We start from the raw sequence: 20,042 nt of genomic DNA on the forward strand, positions 1-20,042 counted from the left end.
CATGGCAGAAGCAGTCGCCGATAACGTTCCGGCCAAGGCCACTCCAACAGACGGCAAACCGCCGCTGTTCGGGTTGTCCTTCCTGGAAAACCTTTCCGAGATGACCATGTTGCGTCAGGTGGGCCTGTTGGTCGGCCTGGCGGCGAGCGTGGCGATTGGTTTTGCCGTGGTGTTGTGGTCCCAGCAACCGGACTACCGGCCTCTTTACGGCAGCCTTGCCGGCATGGACGCCAAGCAGGTCATGGATACCCTGGCCTCTGCCGATATCCCGTACACCGTCGAACCCAATTCCGGTGCCTTGCTGGTCAAGGCCGATGACCTGTCCCGAGCGCGGCTCAAGCTCGCGGCCGCTGGTGTCACTCCCAGCGACGGTAACATCGGTTTTGAAATTCTCGACAAGGAGCAGGGGCTTGGCACCAGCCAGTTCATGGAGGCGACCCGCTACCGTCGCGGCCTCGAAGGCGAACTGGCCCGCACCATTTCCAGTCTGAACAACGTCAAGGGTGCCCGCGTACACCTGGCGATCCCGAAAAGTTCGGTGTTCGTGCGCGACGAGCGCAAGCCGAGCGCTTCGGTTCTGGTTGAACTCTATTCCGGTCGCTCCCTCGAGCCAGGCCAGGTCGTGGCCATCATCAATCTGGTGGCGACCAGCGTTCCCGAACTTAGCAAATCGCAGATCACCGTGGTCGACCAGAAGGGCAACCTGCTCTCCGATCAGGCGGAAAACTCCGAACTGACCATGGCTGGCAAGCAGTTCGACTACAGCCGTCGCATGGAAAGCATGCTCACTCAGCGCGTGCACAACATCCTGCAGCCAGTGCTGGGCAACGACCGTTACAAGGCCGAAGTCTCGGCCGACGTGGATTTCAGTGCGGTCGAATCGACGTCCGAGCAATTCAACCCGGATCAACCGGCGTTGCGCAGCGAGCAGTCGGTCAACGAACAACGTACCGCCAGCAATGGCCCGCAAGGCGTGCCGGGTGCCTTGAGCAACCAGCCTCCAGCGCCGGCCTCCGCGCCGCAAACCACCGGCGGCGCTCCGGGTGCAGCCGGCATGGTACAGCCGGGCCAGCCGCTGGTTGATGCCAATGGCCAGCAAATCATGGACCCGGCCACCGGTCAGCCGATGCTCGCTCCGTACCCGGCGGACAAGCGTCAACAATCGACCAAGAACTTCGAACTCGACCGATCCATCAGCCACACCAAGCAACAGCAAGGCCGGTTGAATCGTCTGTCGGTATCGGTGGTGGTCGATGATCAGGTCAAGATCAATCCGGCCAACGGCGAGACCACCCGTGCGCCATGGAGCGCCGATGAATTGGCGCGCTTCACTCGCCTGGTTCAGGACGCGGTCGGCTTCGATGCCAGCCGTGGTGACAGTGTCAGCGTGATCAACATGCCGTTCTCCGCCGAGCGCGGTGAAGTGATTGCCGAAATCCCGTTCTACTCCCAGCCGTGGTTCTGGGACATCGTCAAGCAAGTGCTGGGTGTGCTGTTCATCCTGGTGTTGGTGTTCGGCGTGCTGCGTCCGGTGCTCAACAATATTACCGGTGGTGGCAAGGGCAAGCAGCTGGCCGGTATCGGCAGCGACGTCGAGTTGGGTGGCATGGGCGGTCTGGATGGCGAACTGGCCAACGACCGTGTCAGCCTCGGTGGCCCGACCAGCATCCTGTTGCCGAGCCCGAGCGAAGGCTATGACGCTCAGTTGAACGCAATCAAGAGTCTGGTGGCAGAAGACCCGGGTCGTGTGGCCCAGGTCGTGAAAGAGTGGATTAACGCAGATGAGTGATAACCGAGCCGTTGCCGCCAAACTGTCCAAGGTCGACAAAGCCGCAATCCTGTTGCTGTCCCTGGGGTCCACCGACGCTGCCCAGGTGCTGCGTCACATGGGCCCCAAAGAGGTTCAGCGCGTGGGTGTGGCCATGGCCCAAATGGGTAATGTGCACCGTGAGCAGGTCGAACAGGTGATGAGCGAGTTCGTCGATATCGTCGGCGACCAGACCAGCCTGGGCGTCGGCTCCGACGACTATGTGCGCAAGATGCTCACCCAGGCTCTTGGCGAAGACAAGGCCAACGGCCTGATCGACCGTATCCTGCTCGGTGGCAACACCAGCGGCCTCGACAGCCTGAAGTGGATGGAACCGCGCGCCGTCGCCGACGTGATCCGTTATGAACACCCGCAGATCCAGGCGATCGTGGTGGCGTATCTCGATCCGGACCAGGCCGGTGAAGTGCTCGGCAACTTCGACCACAAGGTGCGGCTCGACATCATCCTGCGGGTCTCTTCGCTGAACACCGTCCAGCCAGCGGCCCTGAAAGAGCTCAACCAGATTCTCGAGAAGCAGTTCTCCGGCAACTCGAATGCCTCGCGCACCACCCTGGGTGGCATCAAGCGCGCGGCGGACATCATGAACTTCCTCGACAGCTCGATCGAAGGCCAGCTCATGGACTCGATCCGAGAAGTCGACGAAGACCTGTCCGGTCAGATCGAAGACCTCATGTTCGTGTTCAACAACCTGGCCGATGTCGACGACCGCGGGATTCAGGCGCTGCTGCGCGAGGTGTCCTCCGATGTGCTGGTGCTGGCCCTCAAGGGGTCGGACGAAGGCGTCAAGGAGAAGATCTTCAAGAACATGTCCAAGCGTGCCGCCGAACTGCTGCGCGACGACCTGGAAGCCAAGGGGCCGGTGCGCGTCAGCGACGTGGAAACCGCGCAGAAGGAAATCCTCACCATCGCCCGCCGTATGGCCGAAGCCGGAGAGATCGTTCTCGGCGGCAAGGGCGGCGAGGAAATGATCTAACACCATGGTCAAGAATGATGATGCGCCCACTGACCTGATCCGGGCCAGGGATGTCAGTGGATTCGATACCTGGGCGCTGCCCAGTTTCGACCCGCCGGAGCCCGAGCCGGAACCTGAGCCTGAACCCGAACCGCCGGAAATGGAGGAAGTGCCGCTGGAGGAAGTCCAGCCACTGACCCTCGAAGAGCTCGAAAGCATTCGCCAGGAAGCCTACAACGAAGGCTTCGCGGTGGGTGAGAAGGAAGGTTTCCACAGCACCACGCTCAAGGTCCGCCAGGAAGCCGAAATGGCCCTGACCGCCAAAATTGCGGCGTTGGAGCAACTGATGACGCACCTGCTCGAGCCTATTGCCGAACAGGACACTGAGATTGAAAAGTCCCTGGTCGACCTTGTGCAGCACATCACCAGGCAGGTGATCCAGCGCGAACTGGCCATCGACTCGACGCAGATCGAACACGTGATGCGCGAGGCGCTCAAGCTGTTGCCGCTGGGCGTGGGCAATGTGCGGCTGTACATCAATCCGCAGGATTTCGAACAGGTCAAAGCCCTGCGCGAACGTCATGAAGAAACCTGGCGCATCGTCGAGGACGAAGCGCTGTTGCCTGGCGGTTGCCGGGTTGAGACAGAACACAGCCGTATCGACGCCACGGTTGAAACCCGTGTCGCACGGGTGATGGACAAGCTGTTCGATCAGTTGCACGAGCAGGCCTTGCACCCGGCCGCGCCGGACCTGAGCCTGGAACTGCCGATCGACAGCAAGCCTGCGGCCGCGCCGGAGCCGGATACGTCTGATGCGCCTTGAACGCACCAGCTTCGCCAGACGGCTGGGCAGTTACGCCGAGGCGACAGAATTGGCCGGCGCGCCGATCCTTGAGGGCCGCCTGCTACGCATGGTCGGCCTGACCCTCGAAGCCGAGGGCCTGCGCGCCGCCATGGGCAGTCGTTGCATGGTCATCAATGACGACAGCTATCACCCGATGCAGGTCGAAGCCGAGGTGATGGGCTTCTCCGGCAGTAAAGTCTTCCTGATGCCAGTCGGCAGTGTCGCCGGCATTGCGCCCGGTGCCCGAGTGGTGCCCTTGGCCGATACCGGTCGCCTGCCCATGGGCATGAGCATGCTCGGGCGGGTGCTGGATGGCGCCGGTCGTGCGCTGGACGGCAAGGGCGGGATGAAGGCCGAAGACTGGGTGCCAATGGACGGCCCGACCATCAACCCGCTCAAGCGCGAACCGATCAGCGAACCGCTGGACGTGGGCATCCGTTGCATCAATGGCATGTTGACGGTTGGCCGCGGCCAGCGGCTCGGCCTGTTCGCCGGTACCGGTGTCGGCAAATCCGTGCTGTTGGGGATGATGACGCGCTTTACCGAGGCCGACATTATCGTCGTCGGGCTGATCGGTGAGCGGGGGCGTGAAGTTAAAGAATTCATCGAGCACATCCTCGGTGAAGAAGGGCTCAAGCGTTCGGTAGTGGTGGCGTCCCCGGCGGACGATGCGCCGCTGATGCGACTGCGCGCCGCGATGTACTGCACGCGCATCGCCGAATATTTCCGCGACAAGGGCAAGAACGTCTTGTTGCTGATGGATTCGCTGACCCGTTTCGCCCAGGCGCAGCGGGAAATCGCTCTTGCCATCGGCGAGCCGCCAGCGACCAAAGGCTATCCGCCGTCGGTATTCGCCAAGCTGCCGAAACTGGTGGAGCGGGCCGGTAATGCCGAGAAGGGTGGTGGTTCGATCACCGCGTTCTACACCGTGCTGTCCGAAGGCGATGACCAGCAGGACCCGATTGCTGACTCGGCGCGGGGCGTGCTCGACGGGCACATCGTGCTGTCCCGGCGACTAGCCGAGGAAGGTCATTACCCGGCCATTGATATCGAGGCATCCATCAGCCGGGTGATGCCGGCGGTGGTGTCGCCGGAGCACATGATGCGAGCGCAGTATTTCAAGCAATTGTGGTCGCGCTATCAGCAGAGTCGCGACCTGATCAGCGTCGGCGCCTACGTCGCTGGCGGCGACCGCGAGACCGACCTGGCGATTTCCTTACAGCCGCAACTGGTCAAATACCTGCGCCAGGGGCTCAACGACAGCATCAGCCTGGGCGAAAGCGAAGCTTACCTCGCGTCGATCTTCGCGCCCGCGGCGGGCGGCTAACCGGCCATGGCCCAGACTCGGGCAGGGCGCCTGGCCCCCGTGGTGGAAATGGCCGAAAAGGCCGAGAAAACCGCAGTCCAGCGCCTGGGGCACTTTCAGGGGCAAGTGCGTTTGGCCGAAAGCAAACTCGCCGACCTCGAAGCCTTCCGTCTCGACTATCAGGAGCAATGGATCGTGCGCGGCAGCGGTGGCGTCTCGGGCCAATGGTTGCTGGGCTATCAGGGCTTTCTTGCGCAACTGGGCACGGCCATCGACCAGCAGCGACAAAGCCTGGCCTGGCATCAGAACAACCTGAACAAGGCCCGGGAAACCTGGCAGCAGGCGTTTGCCCGGGTCGAAGGCTTGCGCAAGCTGGTTCAGCGCTATGCCGATGAGGCGCGGGCGCTTGAAGACCGGCGCGAACAGAAATTGCTGGATGAATTGTCCCAGCGCTTGCCACGGCAGGATCACCTGTAGGAGCGAGCTCGCTCGCGATGAACCTGTGAGCGCACGGGGATGTCAGGCTTACAGCGATAACGATTCGACAGTCACCACAACCTACCGCCTTGCTCCAACCTCTACCAAATGCTAAACCTTGTGCAAGCGGGTTTACCAATGACAAGGAAGCCATGAAATGCCAGTCATTACAGAAATCTCTCCGGATGGGCAAAAACTGACGATATCGATCAAGGGACGATTCGATTTCGCCAAGCATCAGGAATTTCGTGAATCCTACGAAAACCTTGAGCCAAAACCTGAGTCCTTTGAAGTGAACCTGAAGGACGCCACTTACCTCGACAGTTCAGCGCTCGGTATGTTGTTGCTGTTGCGTGATCATGCCGGTGGAGAGAACGCCGAGATCACGTTGACCAACGCCAACGCCGATGTGCGCAAGATTCTCGCCATCTCCAACTTCGAACAGATCTTCGACGTGGCGTGACGGCCGTGCAATCGTTGTTTGAACCGTTGACGATACTGATCGCTGAAGACAGTGCCGCCGATCGCCTGCTGTTGTCGAGTATCCTGCGTCGTCAGGGGCACAACGTGCTGACGGCGGCCAACGGCGCGGAAGCGGTCGACGTGTTTAGTCGGCAACAACCGCACCTGGTGTTGATGGATGCGATGATGCCGGTCATGGACGGCTTCGAGGCGGCCCGGCAGATCAAGGCTCTGGCCGGGGAAACCCTGGTGCCGATCATCTTCCTCACGTCATTGTCCGAAAGCGAAGCCCTGGCACGTTGCCTGGAAGTCGGCGGTGACGACTTTCTGGCCAAGCCCTACAACCAGGTGATTCTCGCTGCCAAGATCAATGCGATGGATCGCTTGCGGCGCTTGCAGGACACCGTGCTGCAACAGCGTGACCAGATCGCCCGCCACCACGACTACCTGCTCAACGAACAGCGTGTGGCCAAGGCCGTTTTTGACAAGGTGGCGCACTCCGGCTGTCTGAATGCCGCTCCGAATATCCGTTATCTGCAATCGCCCTATGCGCTGTTCAACGGCGACCTGTTGCTGGCCGCGTTCACCCCGGCCGGAGACATGCACGTGCTGCTGGGCGATTTCACCGGCCACGGTTTGCCAGCGGCAGTGGGTGCGATGCCCTTGGCCGAAGTCTTCTACGGCATGACCGCCAAGGGCTATGGCCTGGCGGAAATCCTGCGCGAGATGAATGCCAAGCTCAAGCGCATCCTGCCGGTGGACATGTTCTGCTGTGCCACGTTGCTGTGCCTGAGTTTTCAGCGTCGTTCGGTGGAAGTCTGGAATGGCGGTATGCCGGACGGTTACCTGCATCGCGTTGCCAGTGGCGAGCGAACGCCTCTGCCGGCGCGGAACCTGCCGTTGGGTGTGTTGAGTCCGGAATCCTTCGATGAGCGTACCGAGGTGTATCCCATGGCCCTCGGGGATCGGGTGTTTCTGCTGTCCGATGGGGTGATCGATACCTGCGACGCCAATGATCAACTGTTTGGCGTGCAGCGATTACAGCAGGTGTTTGCCGCCAATCGGCATCCGGATGCGCTGTTCGAAGAGATCGAGCATGCGCTGCGTCATTTCGGCGGTGAAGCGCGTGACGATGTCAGCATGGTCGAAGTCAGCCTGTTGGAGTCGACGCAAATCACTCCGCCGGCGTTGGTCTACTCCGACAGCGGCCAGTCCTGCCCGCTGGACTGGTCGGTAAGTTTCGAGTTTCGCGCCGCCACGCTCAAGCGCTTCAATCCGTTACCCTACCTGTTGCAGTTATTGCTTGAGGTCCATGGTCTTCGGGCTCAGAGCGGTGCGCTCTATAGTGTGCTGGCGGAGCTCTACTCCAATGCGCTGGAGCATGGCGTTCTGGGGCTGGATTCGAGTCTCAAGCGCGATGCCTCGGGTTTTGCGCGATATTATCAAGAGCGCAATACCCGGCTGGACGAGCTGCTGGATGGCTATGTACGTTTACATTTGCAGGTTACGCCAACGGACGATGGCGGTTGCCTGACCATTCACATCGAAGACAGCGGTAAGGGTTTCGATGTCGAGCGGGTGATGGCAAGACCTTTGGAAGACGTCCGCCTGTCGGGGCGTGGGGTCAGTCTGATCCGCCAGTTGGGGCGTAATGCCCGCTGGACCGACAATGGGCGAAGTGCACGCGTGGAGTTTATCTGGGAGGCTCTGGCATAATCCGCGCATTCTTGATCAAGGAGTGAGCAAGTGGACGACACACATGTGGATCGCGACGTGCTGAACGCATTGCAGGAAGTGATGGAAGAGGGCTATTCGGATCTGCTGGTTATCTTTCTTGCAGACTCCGAAGAGCGCCTGAAAGTCTTGAGAACAGCTGACAGTGTCGCAAGGCTCGTTGAAACCGCCCATAGCTTCAAGGGCAGCAGCAGCAATATGGGTGCCTACCGGCTGACAGAGCTCTGCCATCAACTTGAACGGCAGGCCAAAGATTTGCCATGGGCCGCCGTTCAGGAACTGGTCGGCGAGATCGACCGGGAATTCGCCGATATCCGACCTCTGTACGAAGCTGAACGACAGCGTTGCCCGGCGAAAATCTGAGCACACGCTGCATTTGTTCCTCTTCGAGTGAAACTGGCTCGACCTTTGCAATCAACTCATCCAACTGTACTTACGAGCCCCGTGCAGCGGAGACCGTTTCATGCCCGTTACCCCCGATATTCTGCTTCCGGCCTCCAGGCAGGCCAAGACTCAAGCTGGCTCCGCCAATCCTCCTGCGCAGACCGCTGAGCCCGGGGGCAAGGCCGCAAGCTTCGCTGATGTCTACGCCGATCAGGCGCAAAGCAAGCCCACTGTGTTGGCGGATGCCTCGCTCAAGCCGGGTCGCGACAAAACCAGCGATGTTGCCGGAACCAAAGACGCAGGTGATGACAGGTCTGCCGCCGAGGAACCGGTGGTTGCCGATGGCGGCAAATCCTTGCCTGCCGGTAGTTCGGTGCAGGCTGGCGACAAGGTCGCTGGCGATGATGCGTCAGATGCCGACCCGGCTCCGGTCGTTAATGCCGCACTGCCAGATCCGGCGCTTGATCCTTCATTGCAATCCATCGTATCGGCATCGGTAGCCCCCGCCGTGGTCGACACCGTGCAACCGGTCGTTGATGCGCCGGTTGCCGCTACGGCTACGGCTGTACTCGCTCCAGCGCTGGCCACTGCAGTCGACGACTTCGATCCCTCGACCGATCCGCTTGACGCATTGCCGGCGGTGCGCCTGGCGATGGAGCAGGGCGGTCACGTATCGGCTTCCAGCCAGGCGCAGCCCAAGGCTGCACCGACACAGGCGCAAGCCCCGGCTGACGCAGAGCTGACATCGGAGCAAAATTTTGCCGCCGGCATGGCGACCCTGTTGGATGTTAAGGGCGACAAGAGCGACACCAGCCCGGGCGAAGACAAGGCTTTCAGCGGCCTGATCGATGACGGCCTGAAAGATCTCAAGTCCGCCAGCAACGACACCCGCGTCGATGATTTTGCCAGCCGTCTGGCAGCGCTGACCCAGGCGGCCACACCGAAGACAGCCAATGCCTTGCCGGTGAACCAGCCAATCGCCATGCACCAGAGCGGTTGGACCGAAGAGGTGGTGAATCGGGTCATGTACCTGTCCAGCGCCAATCTCAAGGCGGCGGACATCCAGTTGCAGCCTGCTGAACTCGGGCGTCTGGACATTCGGGTGAACATGGTTCCCGATCAACAGACCCAGGTCACTTTCATGAGTGCGCATCCGGGTGTCCGTGAGGCGCTGGATGGGCAGGTCCATCGCCTGCGCGACATGTTCGCTCAGCAGGGCATGGGGCAAGTCGATGTCAACGTTTCGGACCAGTCCCGTGGTTCGCAGCAAGGGCAGGAACAAGCACGGCAAGGTCAGAGCGGGCGGACCAGTGCCACCGGCGGTCGCCTCGATTCAATGGATGATGACATCACCCCAAGCGTCGCTGAAGCGGCGGTCAATACCACCAGCGTGATCGGCTCCAGCGCGGTCGATTACTACGCCTGACCAAACTAACACCTAACCCTGTGGGAGCGAGCTTGCTCGCGATAGCGGTGTAACAGTCGATGAAAATGTTGACTGTTAAAATGCCATCGCGAGCAAGCTCGCTCCCACAGTGGCTTCGTGGTGATCTTCCGATCGAAGCCGGTCCGCCCAGCTCTTCCCGATACTTCTGGCATAACACTTGCTCTTGCCTTGCCGTGCGACTGTGAAAACCCGAATAGTGACGGATTATTGGCATGGCGAAGAGCGACGCAGCAGTAAAAGACCCCGCAACCAAAGGCAAACTCAAGCTGATTATCGTGATCGTGCTGGCCCTGCTGCTGGCGATCGGTGTGTCCGTGGGGGCGACCTGGTACTTCATGCACAGCGCTCAGAGCAAGCCTGCCGCCGCAGTGGAGCAAATCGCTCCTGTCGGCAAGCAGCCAGCGATTTTCGAGGCGATGGCGCCGGCTTTCGTGGCCAACTTCAACCAGAACGGTCGCCAGCGCTACATGCAAGTGAGCATCACCATGCTCGCGCGCAACCAGGCGGATCTGGACGCGCTCAAGGTCCACATGCCGGTGATCCGCAATAACCTGGTGATGTTGTTCTCCGGGCAGGACTTCGCGACCCTCGCCTCGCCGGTCGGCCAGGAAATGCTGCGGCAGAAAGCTACCGCCAGTGTCCAGGAAGTGGCGCAGAAAGAGCTCGGTAAAGTGGTGATCGAACAGTTGCTTTTCACTAATTTCGTACTGCAGTAGGAACACGACATGGCCGTGCAGGACCTGCTGTCCCAGGATGAGATCGACGCGCTGTTGCATGGCGTCGACGATGGTCTGGTACAGACCGAAAACGCTGCTGAACCGGGCAGCGTCAAAAGCTATGACCTGACCAGTCAGGATCGCATCGTCCGTGGACGCATGCCGACCCTGGAAATGATCAACGAGCGATTCGCCCGCTACACACGCATCAGCATGTTCAACATGCTGCGTCGCTCGGCAGACGTGGCGGTCGGCGGTGTGCAGGTGATGAAGTTCGGCGAATACGTGCACTCGCTGTACGTGCCGACCAGTCTCAACCTGGTCAAGATCAAACCCCTGCGCGGCACCGCGCTGTTCATCCTCGACGCCAAACTGGTGTTCAAGCTGGTGGACAACTTCTTCGGTGGCGACGGCCGCCACGCCAAGATCGAAGGGCGTGAATTTACGCCGACCGAACTGCGCGTGGTACGCATGGTGCTGGAGCAGGCGTTCGTCGATTTGAAGGAAGCCTGGCAGGCGATCATGGAAGTCAACTTCGAGTACATCAACTCGGAAGTGAACCCGGCCATGGCCAACATCGTCGGCCCGAGCGAGGCGATTGTGGTGTCGACCTTTCACATCGAACTCGATGGCGGTGGCGGCGACCTGCACGTGACCATGCCGTACTCGATGATCGAGCCAGTGCGCGAAATGCTCGACGCCGGCTTCCAGTCGGATCTCGACGATCAGGACGAGCGCTGGGTCAACGCCCTGCGCCAGGACGTGCTGGACGTCGACGTACCGATCGGTGCGACGGTGGCTCGTCGTCAGTTGCGCCTGCGCGACATCCTGCACATGCAGCCGGGGGATGTGATCCCGGTCGACATGCCGGAAGAAATGATCATGCGCGCCAACGGCGTGCCGGCCTTCAAGGTCAAGATGGGCTCGCACAAGGGCAATCTGGCGTTGCAAGTGATCGAGCCGATCGAGCGCCGTTGACCGGTGCTCGTACCCATTCGCAATTAAACCGAATTCTGAATTTTTGCTCGCCGAGGACACTGACAAATGAACACGCAAGACGACCAGGCTCTGGCTGACGAGTGGGCGGCAGCCCTGGAGGAAACCGGTGATGCCGGGCAGGCCGATATCGATGCTTTGCTGGCCGCCGACTCCGGTAGTTCCGCATCCAACCGCCTGCCCATGGAAGAGTTCGGCAGTGTGCCGAAAAACAACGATCCGGTGAGCCTCGAAGGCCCGAACCTGGACGTGATCCTCGATATCCCGGTGTCGATTTCCATGGAAGTGGGCAGCACCGACATCAACATCCGCAACCTGCTGCAACTGAACCAGGGTTCGGTTATCGAGCTTGATCGCCTGGCCGGCGAGCCGCTGGATGTGCTGGTCAATGGCACGCTCATCGCCCACGGCGAAGTGGTGGTGGTCAACGAGAAGTTCGGCATCCGCCTGACGGACGTGATCAGCCCAAGCGAACGCATCAAGAAGCTGCGCTGAGTGAAAAGGGTTCTCGGGTTTGTATTGGCGATGCCGTTCAGCGTGCTGGCGGCTGAGCCTGTCGCTACGGCGACCACGGCTGCCGCGCCGGCGGTGAGTAGTGGTGTGGCTGGGCAACTGACGCAACTGGTGTTCGGCTTGCTGCTGGTGCTGGGGCTGATCTTCCTCCTCGCCTGGTTGCTGCGTCGGGTCCAGCAGGCCGGTCCGGCTGGCAAGGGGCAGGTAATCGAGATTGTCGGTTCCCGCGCGCTGGGACCTCGCGACCGCCTGATGCTGGTGCAGGTCGGCAACGAGCAGATCCTGTTGGGCCTGAGCCCCGGCAACATCACCGCGCTGCATGTGCTCAAGGAGCCGGTGCAAGTGCCGAGTACCGAGAAGCCGACGCCGGAATTTGCCCAGCGCCTGTTGGAAATGCTGGGTAAAGATCAGAAGGATAAGAAGTAATGGGTGCGCTGCGCATCGCCTTGATGCTGACCCTGATGCTGGCCGCGCCGCTGGCATTCGCCGCCGATCCGTTGTCGATCCCGGCCATCACCCTGGGCACCAATGCGCAGGGTGCACAGGAATACTCGGTCAGCCTGCAAATCCTGCTGATCATGACTGCGCTGAGTTTTATCCCGGCGTTTGTCATGCTGATGACCAGTTTCACCCGGATCATCATTGTCTTCTCGATCCTGCGTCAGGCCCTGGGCCTGCAGCAGACACCGTCGAACCAGATCCTCACCGGCATGGCGCTGTTCTTGACCCTGTTCATCATGGCGCCGGTGTTCGACCGGGTGAACCAAGACGCCTTGCAGCCGTATCTGGCGGAAAAACTGACGGCCCAGGATGCGGTTGCCAAGGCCCAGGTGCCGATCAAGAACTTCATGCTCGCCCAGACCCGCACCAGCGATCTGGAACTGTTCATGCGCCTGTCCAAGCGCACCGACATCGCGACGCCGGATCAGGCACCATTGACCATCCTGGTGCCGGCCTTCGTGACCTCCGAGCTCAAAACGGCATTCCAGATTGGCTTCATGATCTTCATTCCGTTCCTGATCATCGACCTGGTCGTGGCCAGCGTGTTGATGGCCATGGGTATGATGATGCTGTCGCCGCTAATCATTTCCCTGCCATTCAAGATCATGTTGTTCGTGCTGGTGGATGGCTGGGCGCTGATCATCGGCACGCTGGCCAGTAGCTTCGGCGGTGTCTCGCCATGACCCCGGAAGTTGCGGTCGACATCTTTCGCGAAGCGCTGTGGCTGACCACCATGATGGTCGCTGTGCTGGTAATTCCGAGTTTGCTGGTGGGTCTGTTGGTGGCGATGTTTCAGGCCGCCACGCAGATCAACGAACAGACCCTGAGCTTTTTGCCGCGCCTGTTGGTGATGCTGGTGACGCTGATCGTTGGCGGTCCATGGCTGGTGCAGACCTTCATGGACTACATCCTGCAGTTGTACGGCAGTATTCCTCAGGTCATCGGCTAAGCCATGTCACTGCTTGCACTGACCGATACCCAGATCAGCACCTGGGTGGCGACGTTCATGTTGCCGCTGTTTCGCGTCGGCGCCTTGCTGATGGTCATGCCGGTATTTGGCACGACCTTGCTGCCCCGGCGCATCCGCCTGTATTTCGCGTTGGCCATCACCGTGGTCATCGCGCCGGGCTTGCCGCCGATGCCGCCGGTCAATGCCCTGGATTTGAGCGGGCTATTGCTGATTGCCGAGCAGATTCTCATCGGTGCGGTGATGGGTTTTTCCTTGCAGCTGTTCTTCCAGGCCTTTGTGGTGGCCGGGCAAATCGTCGCCATCCAGATGGGCATGGGCTTCGCCTCCATGATCGACCCGGCCAACGGCGTATCGACGGCGGTGATCGGGCAGTTTTTCACCATGCTGGTGACGCTGCTGTTCCTGTCCATGAACGGTCATCTGGTGGTGTTCGAGATCCTCACCGAGAGTTTCACTACGTTGCCGGTGGGGGGCGGCCTGATGGTCAACCACTATTGGGAACTGGCCGGCAAGCTCGGCTGGGTGCTCGGTGCGGCGCTGTTGCTGGTACTGCCGGCGGTCACCGCGTTGCTAGTGGTCAACATCGCGTTTGGCGTCATGACCCGGGCGGCGCCGCAACTCAATATATTCTCTGTCGGCTTCCCGCTGATCCTGGTACTTGGGCTGTTCATTGTCTGGGTCGGGCTGGCGGATATTCTCAACCAGTATCAACCGCTGGCCTCCGAGGCCTTGCAGTTGTTACGCGAAATGGCACGGGCGAGCTGAGTCATGGCCGAGAGCGAAAGCGGTCAGGACAAAACAGAAGACCCCACGGAGAAACGCAAGCAGGACTCCCGTGAAAAGGGCGAGGTAGCGCGGTCCAAGGAGCTCAACACCCTGGCGATCATGCTGGTCGGCGCCTCGGCGCTGCTGATTTTTGGCGGCGCCATGGCGCAGGACATGATGGAGCTGATGCGCATCAACTTCTCGCTGTCGCGGGAGGTGATTCTGGATCAGCGCTCCATGGCCAACTACCTGATGCGCTCTGGGCAAATTGCCCTGTGGTCGATCCAGCCAGTGATGATTACGCTGGTGCTGGCTGCCATCATCGGTCCGATTTCCCTGGGTGGCTGGCTGTTCGCGGCAAGTTCCATGGCGCCCAAATTCAGTCGCTTGAACCCCGGTCCCGGCCTCAAACGCATGTTCTCGACCAAGTCGCTGGTCGAACTGCTCAAAGCTCTGGCCAAGTTCATCATCATCCTGTTTGTGGCGCTGGCGGTGCTGTCGTCGGACATCGACGACCTGCTGCGCATCGCCCATGAGCCCTTGGATATGGCGATCATTCACAGCCTGCAAGTCGTGGGCTGGAGCACCCTTTGGATGGCGTGCGGGCTGATTCTGATCGCGGCGGTGGATGTGCCGGTGCAGCTCTGGGAAAGCCACAAGAAGCTGCTGATGACCAAGCAGGAAGTGCGCGATGAACACAAGGACCAGGAAGGGCGGCCGGAGGTCAAACAACGGATCCGTCAGCTGCAGCGCGAGATGTCCCAGCGACGGATGATGGCCGCCATTCCCGAGGCCGACGTGGTCATTACCAACCCGACGCACTACGCCGTGGCCCTCAAGTACGACCCGGAAAAGGGTAATGCGCCGGTATTGCTGGCCAAGGGTAGCGACTTCCTGGCCCTGAAGATCCGTGAGATCGCGGCGGCCAACGAGATTCTGTTGCTGGAGTCTCCGGCGCTGGCTCGGTCGATTTACTACTCCACGGAACTGGAGCAGGAGATTCCCGGCGGGCTCTACCTGGCGGTTGCGCAGGTGCTGGCTTACGTTTATCAGATTCGCCAGTACCGGGCGGGCAAGGGCAAGCGGCCTGATCCGCTTAAGGATGATCTGCCGATTCCGCCGGATTTGCGGCGGGATGCTTGAGGGGATTAACCCTGCGATTCATGCATTACTATGAGTGGGGTCTGATCCAGACCTTATTCTGCGCATTGGATTTTCAAAAAAACTCATACGTTCTCGGAACGTCACTGGTCCTATGGCGACCTCTTGCATGTCTCCGGTCCTGGGGGCTGCTTGTTCGTGGGAGCTTGCGACTGGAGAACGTTCGTTGACTCGGTCCATCATGGAGTCGCGATATGGCGGCGGGTCAACGATAGACGCATAGCTCGGTGGGAGGTCGGCATTAGTATTTCTTGCCGCGGGCAATGTTTCGATTCGCACCGATCGCGCCATATTCACCCTCAATCTAGGAGCTACCGTGCTGGCTATTTGCGACTGCGTTACCCTCTGATCTAACGTTAGGCGATTCAATCGTGCTTCCGATAGGCCGAGATTGGACCTTGTGTGGGGGGGAATTAAATTCGCTTGTCGAGCGATATTGGATGGAGCGATATCCAATGCAGGGCGTGCAGTGCGCGTAACGACACCGGGTGAAGTACTACCGGAAAGCACTCTACTGGGGCTCTTCCAGAAAACCATTTTATGTCCTGTTGGATCGCTTCCAAGCACTGGTTCCCCCGCGCAATAGGTATACGCATTCAGACCCCCCACCCCAAACGGACTCAAACTATCCGTACTGTTAAATCGCATCAACACTGGATTAAACGCCCGATACCCATTCCCCAGCAAATAAAACCCGGTTACCGGATCTGGCCGTTCGCCGTTAAAACCAAGCAGGCTGAGTAGTCCGCTTTCAACAGGACGGTGACCATAGGGTGAATAGGCGATGAACTGCGGTGGATGATTGGCCTTGAGCGTCTGCAGCACCGAGCGCTGCTGATCGGTGGCAAGCAGGGTGGTATCAGGCGCATCACCACCACTTTGTTGTGCCAACAACTGGTCACCCTGCTGGACGATCGAAAAGCGCATCGCACCCTGTATCTCGGTGGCCAGCCTGCTTTTGCAGTAAAAGCGCTGGTGAGCGGGTGCATCCGGTTGAAGCTGGCTGATCAGGCGATCCAGAGGGTCATAGCTGTAGCGGCAACGCAGGATGGGTTGTGTGGATTCCATGGGGGGGCTCCAGATTCTCAAAGGGAGGGCGATTGAGTATCGGTCGGTCAGTCGCAGGTGGGTACTAGCAGAACTGATAGGTTCAGTAGTCTTTGCGGCGGGTGGGCAGTTCGAAGCGCCGCAATTCCTGTTGGAGTGAGCTTGCTCGCGATAGCGGTGGGTCAGCCAGCAAGTATGTTTGTTGTGCCGACGTCATCGCGAGCAAGCTCGCTCCCACAGGGTTCTCCGCTGTTTTGAAATTTAGCCTTTTTCTGCAGCTGCACAGGCTTACTCCACACCCTCAATTTCCCTCCACGCAAAAGTTGGAAAGCTTCTTGCAGTAGCCGCCCTGCGCCCGCTTCAGGCGTCAAAAGTTTGCTTTAAAGGAACGGGGAATACCGGTGGATCGCTCTCAGTTAATCAACAGTGCCCGCACAAACGTTGCCGACCTCAGTCGAGGCAATCTGGGCGTGCCGCTGTTGCTGCTGGTCATGCTGGCGATGATGATGTTGCCGGTGCCGCCGTTCCTGCTGGACGTGTTCTTCACCTTCAACATTGCCCTGTCCATCGTCGTGCTGCTGGTGTGCGTCTATGCCCTGCGACCGCTGGATTTCGCGGTGTTTCCGACCATTCTGCTGGTGGCGACGTTGTTGCGCCTGGCGCTGAACGTGGCTTCGACGCGGGTGGTGATGCTCCACGGCCAGGACGGTCATGCGGCGGCCGGCAAGGTGATCCAGGCCTTCGGCGAGGTGGTGATCGGCGGTAACTACGTGGTCGGTATCGTGGTCTTCGCGATTTTGATGATCATCAACTTCGTCGTGGTGACCAAGGGCGCGGGGCGGATTTCCGAGGTGAGCGCGCGTTTCACCCTCGATGCGATGCCTGGCAAGCAAATGGCGATCGACGCCGACCTCAACGCCGGCCTGATCGATCAGGCTCAGGCCAAGGCCCGCCGTTCGGAAGTGGCCCAGGAAGCCGAGTTCTACGGTTCCATGGACGGTGCCAGCAAATTCGTCCGTGGTGACGCCATCGCCGGTCTGTTGATCCTGTTCATCAACCTGATTGGCGGCATGGCGGTCGGTATCTTCCAGCACGGCATGACCTTCGGTGACGCCGGAAAGGTGTATGCGCTGCTGACCATCGGTGACGGTTTGGTGGCGCAATTGCCATCACTGTTGTTATCGACAGCAGCGGCAATCATGGTGACCCGTGCGTCCGGTTCGGAAGACATGGGCAAGCAAATCAATCGCCAGATGTTCGCCTCGCCCAAGGCGCTGGCGGTGGCAGCCGGTTTGATGGCGGTCATGGGCCTGGTGCCCGGCATGCCGCACTTCTCGTTCCTGAGCATGGCGGCCCTGGCGGCCGGTGGTGCTTACCTGTTCTGGAAGAAGCAGAACGTGGCCAAGGTTCACGCCCTGCAAGAGGTCAAGCGCCAGCAGGAGTTGCTGCCGTCGCCGGCCCGCGCCCAGGAAACCAGGGAGCTTGGCTGGGATGACGTGACGCCGATCGACATGATCGGCCTGGAGGTGGGGTATCGCCTGATTCCGCTGGTGGACCGCAACCAGGGCGGCCAGTTGCTGGCGCGAATCAAGGGCGTGCGCAAGAAGCTGTCCCAGGATCTGGGTTTCCTGATGCCCACGGTGCATATCCGCGACAACCTCGACCTGGCGCCGAGTGCCTATCGCCTGACTCTCATGGGGGTAATCCTGGCCGAAGCGGAGATTTACCCGGATCGCGAGCTGGCGATCAACCCGGGGCAGGTCTACGGCACGCTCAACGGCATTACCGCCAAAGATCCGGCTTTCGGCCTGGAGGCGGTCTGGATCGAAATCAGCCAGCGCGCCCAGGCGCAATCCCTCGGTTATACAGTGGTCGATGCCAGTACAGTAGTGGCTACTCACTTGAACCAGATACTCTACAAGCATTCCAGTGAGCTGATCGGTCACGAAGAAGTGCAGCAACTCATGCAATTGCTGGCCAAAAGCTCGCCGAAACTGGCCGAAGAGCTGGTGCCGGGCGTGGTTTCGCTGTCGCAGTTGCTCAAGGTGTTGCAAGCGCTGTTGGCCGAACAAGTGCCAGTTCGCGATATCCGCAGTATTGCCGAGGCGATCGCCAACAATGCCGCCAAGAGTCAAGATACCGCCGCGCTGGTGGCTGCCGTGCGGGTTGGCGTATCCCGGGCAATTGTCCAAAGCATTGTAGGCACTGAGTCGGAGCTGCCAGTTATCACGCTGGAGCCAAGGTTGGAACAGATATTGCTCAATAGTCTGCAAAAGGCAGGACAAGGTTCTGAAGAGGGCGTTCTGCTGGAGCCAAGCATGGCTGAGAAGCTGCAACGTTCGTTGATCGACGCGGCACAGCGTCAGGAGATGCAAGGTCAGCCGGTGATTCTGCTGGTGGCCGGTCCGGTTCGCGCGATGCTCTCGCGATTTGGCCGGCTCGCAGTCCCGGGTTTGCATGTGTTGGCTTATCAGGAAATCCCTGACAACAAGCAAGTGACCATCGTTGCGACAGTAGGGCCCAACGGCTGAGGTAGTGGTTTATGCAAGTTAAGCGTTTTTTCGCCGCCGATATGCGTCAGGCCATGAAGCTGGTTCGCGATGAGCTGGGCGCTGATGCCGCCATCATTGGCAACCGCCGGATCGCCGGGGGGGTCGAACTGACAGCTGCGCTGGATTACAAGTTGTCGGCGCTGGCGCCGCGGGTTCCGAACATGGAACTCGAAGACGAATTGCGCAAGACTCAGTCGCGGATCGTCACCGCCCAGGCCGAATTGAGCCTGCGTGGCGAAGGCGAGAGCGACAATGCAACCAATCGCCAGCTGTTCGCCGGATTGCCATTGACTGCCGCCGAGCCGCTGATCGAGCCGACCTATGCCGAACCCCGTCGTCCCGCGCCGGCCGCTGCGCCAGCGTCCGGTGGCGTGGACCCGCGTGCATTCGACTCGATGCGTTTCGAGCTCAACAGCCTGCGCGAACTCATGGAAGTACAGCTCGGCTCCCTGGCCTGGAATCAGCTGCAAGGCAGCCGTCCGGACCAGGCCAACCTCTGGCGTCGCCTGCAACGCATCGGCCTGTCTGGCCCGCTGTCGCGCGACCTGCTGGCAATGATCACCGAAATCGAAGAGCCTCGTCAGGCCTGGCGTATGTTGCTGGCGCACCTGGCGCGCATGATCGTTACCCCGGAAGTCGAGCCGCTGGAAGAGGGCGGAGTGATCGCCATGGTCGGCCCTGCCGGCATGGGCAAGACCACTACCCTGGCCAAGCTGGCCGCCCGTTACGTGCTCAAGTACGGCGCGCAGAACATTGCGCTGGTGAGCATGGACAGCTTCCGCATCGGCGCCCAGGAACAGCTCAAGACCCTGGGGCGCATTCTCAATGTGTCGGTGACCCACGTCGATCCCGGCCAGTCCCTGGTGCAGGCCCTGGAACCATTGCTGCGCAAACGCGTGGTGCTGATCGATACCGCGGGCCTGCAGGCCAGCGATCCGGCGCTGCGCATGCAGCTCGAAAGCCTGGCCGGTCGCGGCATCAAATCAAAAAATTATCTGGTCCTGGCAACCACCAGCCAGAAACAGGTTCTAACGGCCGCTTATCACAGTTACAAGCGCTGCGGGCTCGCCGGCTGCATTCTGACTAAACTGGATGAAACGGCTAGTCTGGGTGAGGTGTTGAGCCTTGCCATCAGTCATGAACTGCCGGTGGCTTACCTGACCGATGGCCCGCGGATCCCGGATGATTTGCATCTGCCGCGCCGTCATCAATTGGTCAGCCGCGCCGTGAGCGTGCAAATGCAGGAAGAACCCAGCGAAGAAGCCATGGCTGACATGTTCGCTGACATCTACCACAGCCCGACCAAGCAGGTCGGCTGAGGTAATAATGAACAGTTTTTGTACCTACATCGATGGTCTGCCATGCATTGTTCCGTTTGTGAACGCGC

Annotated in this window: 20 protein-coding genes; 19 read left to right on the forward strand and 1 reads right to left on the reverse strand. The window is 60.2% G+C overall.

Translation table 11 applies throughout. From position 1 onward, the window contains the following. The first annotated feature begins 1 nt into the window (after position 1). The 17 genes from fliF to flhB all read left to right on the forward strand — a co-directional run bounded on the left by fliF (position 2) and on the right by flhB (position 15,038). Positions 2-1,789 carry a flagellar basal-body MS-ring/collar protein FliF gene (gene fliF, locus AC3WTM_RS11720; RefSeq protein WP_102669734.1) on the forward strand — a complete coding sequence of 596 codons (1,788 nt, stop codon included), beginning with the start codon at positions 2-4 and terminating at the stop codon, positions 1,787-1,789. Next, the gene (gene fliG, locus AC3WTM_RS11725; RefSeq protein WP_007983391.1) at positions 1,782-2,801 is read left to right on the forward strand and encodes a flagellar motor switch protein FliG; all 1,020 of its coding nucleotides are present in this window, start codon (positions 1,782-1,784) and stop codon (positions 2,799-2,801) included. The genes fliF and fliG overlap by 8 nt, the downstream gene beginning before the upstream one ends. 4 nt (positions 2,802-2,805) lie before the next feature. Beyond that, positions 2,806-3,603 carry a flagellar assembly protein FliH gene (fliH, locus tag AC3WTM_RS11730; protein ID WP_102669733.1) on the forward strand — a complete coding sequence of 266 codons (798 nt, stop codon included), beginning with the start codon at positions 2,806-2,808 and terminating at the stop codon, positions 3,601-3,603. Next, positions 3,593-4,951, forward strand: coding sequence for a flagellar protein export ATPase FliI (gene fliI, locus AC3WTM_RS11735; RefSeq protein WP_102669732.1), 1,359 nt, complete (start codon positions 3,593-3,595; stop codon positions 4,949-4,951). Before fliH ends, fliI begins: the two co-directional genes overlap by 11 nt. 6 nt (positions 4,952-4,957) lie before the next feature. Next, complete coding sequence (fliJ, locus tag AC3WTM_RS11740) at positions 4,958-5,407, forward strand: flagellar export protein FliJ (RefSeq protein ID WP_090453830.1); 450 nt, start codon at positions 4,958-4,960, stop codon at positions 5,405-5,407. A 157-nt stretch (positions 5,408-5,564) separates the two neighbouring features. Then, complete coding sequence (locus tag AC3WTM_RS11745) at positions 5,565-5,870, forward strand: STAS domain-containing protein (RefSeq protein ID WP_102669731.1); 306 nt, start codon at positions 5,565-5,567, stop codon at positions 5,868-5,870. A gap of 5 nt (positions 5,871-5,875) precedes the next feature. Continuing rightward, a complete protein-coding gene (locus tag AC3WTM_RS11750; protein WP_102669792.1) occupies positions 5,876-7,585 on the forward strand; it encodes an ATP-binding SpoIIE family protein phosphatase in 1,710 nt (569 codons plus the stop codon). 30 nt (positions 7,586-7,615) lie between these two features. Then, on the forward strand, positions 7,616-7,966 hold the full coding sequence (locus AC3WTM_RS11755) for an Hpt domain-containing protein (RefSeq protein ID WP_102669730.1): 351 nt from the start codon (positions 7,616-7,618) through the stop codon (positions 7,964-7,966). 100 nt (positions 7,967-8,066) lie between these two features. Beyond that, the gene (locus AC3WTM_RS11760) at positions 8,067-9,413 is read left to right on the forward strand and encodes a flagellar hook-length control protein FliK (protein ID WP_102669729.1); all 1,347 of its coding nucleotides are present in this window, start codon (positions 8,067-8,069) and stop codon (positions 9,411-9,413) included. Positions 9,414-9,646: 233 nt separating this feature from the next. Continuing rightward, positions 9,647-10,150: a flagellar basal body-associated protein FliL gene (gene fliL / locus AC3WTM_RS11765; RefSeq protein WP_102669728.1), complete on the forward strand. Its 504-nt coding sequence runs from the start codon at positions 9,647-9,649 to the stop codon at positions 10,148-10,150. 9 nt (positions 10,151-10,159) lie between these two features. Beyond that, positions 10,160-11,128, forward strand: coding sequence for a flagellar motor switch protein FliM (gene fliM / locus AC3WTM_RS11770; RefSeq protein ID WP_015096242.1), 969 nt, complete (start codon positions 10,160-10,162; stop codon positions 11,126-11,128). A 66-nt stretch (positions 11,129-11,194) separates the two neighbouring features. Beyond that, complete coding sequence (gene fliN / locus AC3WTM_RS11775; RefSeq protein WP_057398370.1) at positions 11,195-11,641, forward strand: flagellar motor switch protein FliN; 447 nt, start codon at positions 11,195-11,197, stop codon at positions 11,639-11,641. Positions 11,642-11,671: 30 nt separating this feature from the next. Continuing rightward, complete coding sequence (gene fliO / locus AC3WTM_RS11780) at positions 11,672-12,085, forward strand: flagellar biosynthetic protein FliO (protein ID WP_102669727.1); 414 nt, start codon at positions 11,672-11,674, stop codon at positions 12,083-12,085. Next, positions 12,085-12,843 carry a flagellar type III secretion system pore protein FliP gene (gene fliP / locus AC3WTM_RS11785; protein WP_057715878.1) on the forward strand — a complete coding sequence of 253 codons (759 nt, stop codon included), beginning with the start codon at positions 12,085-12,087 and terminating at the stop codon, positions 12,841-12,843. The genes fliO and fliP overlap by 1 nt, the downstream gene beginning before the upstream one ends. Continuing rightward, complete coding sequence (gene fliQ, locus AC3WTM_RS11790; protein ID WP_057398373.1) at positions 12,840-13,109, forward strand: flagellar biosynthesis protein FliQ; 270 nt, start codon at positions 12,840-12,842, stop codon at positions 13,107-13,109. Before fliP ends, fliQ begins: the two co-directional genes overlap by 4 nt. A 3-nt stretch (positions 13,110-13,112) precedes the next feature. Continuing rightward, positions 13,113-13,895: a flagellar biosynthetic protein FliR gene (gene fliR / locus AC3WTM_RS11795; protein ID WP_102669726.1), complete on the forward strand. Its 783-nt coding sequence runs from the start codon at positions 13,113-13,115 to the stop codon at positions 13,893-13,895. 3 nt (positions 13,896-13,898) lie between these two features. Continuing rightward, positions 13,899-15,038: a flagellar biosynthesis protein FlhB gene (flhB, locus tag AC3WTM_RS11800; protein ID WP_102669725.1), complete on the forward strand. Its 1,140-nt coding sequence runs from the start codon at positions 13,899-13,901 to the stop codon at positions 15,036-15,038. Positions 15,039-15,056: 18 nt separating this feature from the next. Here the strand turns inward: flhB and AC3WTM_RS11805 are convergent, their stop codons facing one another. After that, positions 15,057-16,124, reverse strand: coding sequence for an RHS repeat-associated core domain-containing protein (locus AC3WTM_RS11805; protein ID WP_102669724.1), 1,068 nt, complete (start codon positions 16,122-16,124; stop codon positions 15,057-15,059). Positions 16,125-16,504: 380 nt separating this feature from the next. Here AC3WTM_RS11805 and flhA point away from each other — a divergent pair, with 380 nt between their 5' ends. Both flhA and flhF read left to right on the forward strand, forming a co-directional pair. Beyond that, positions 16,505-18,634, forward strand: coding sequence for a flagellar biosynthesis protein FlhA (flhA, locus tag AC3WTM_RS11810; RefSeq protein ID WP_102669722.1), 2,130 nt, complete (start codon positions 16,505-16,507; stop codon positions 18,632-18,634). Between the two features lie 11 nt (positions 18,635-18,645). Continuing rightward, positions 18,646-19,974 carry a flagellar biosynthesis GTPase FlhF gene (flhF, locus tag AC3WTM_RS11815; RefSeq protein WP_102669721.1) on the forward strand — a complete coding sequence of 443 codons (1,329 nt, stop codon included), beginning with the start codon at positions 18,646-18,648 and terminating at the stop codon, positions 19,972-19,974. Positions 19,975-20,042: the final 68 nt, after the last annotated feature.

The sequence above is a fragment of the Pseudomonas sp. EU05-FHT14B02 genome (genome assembly GCF_058791055.1).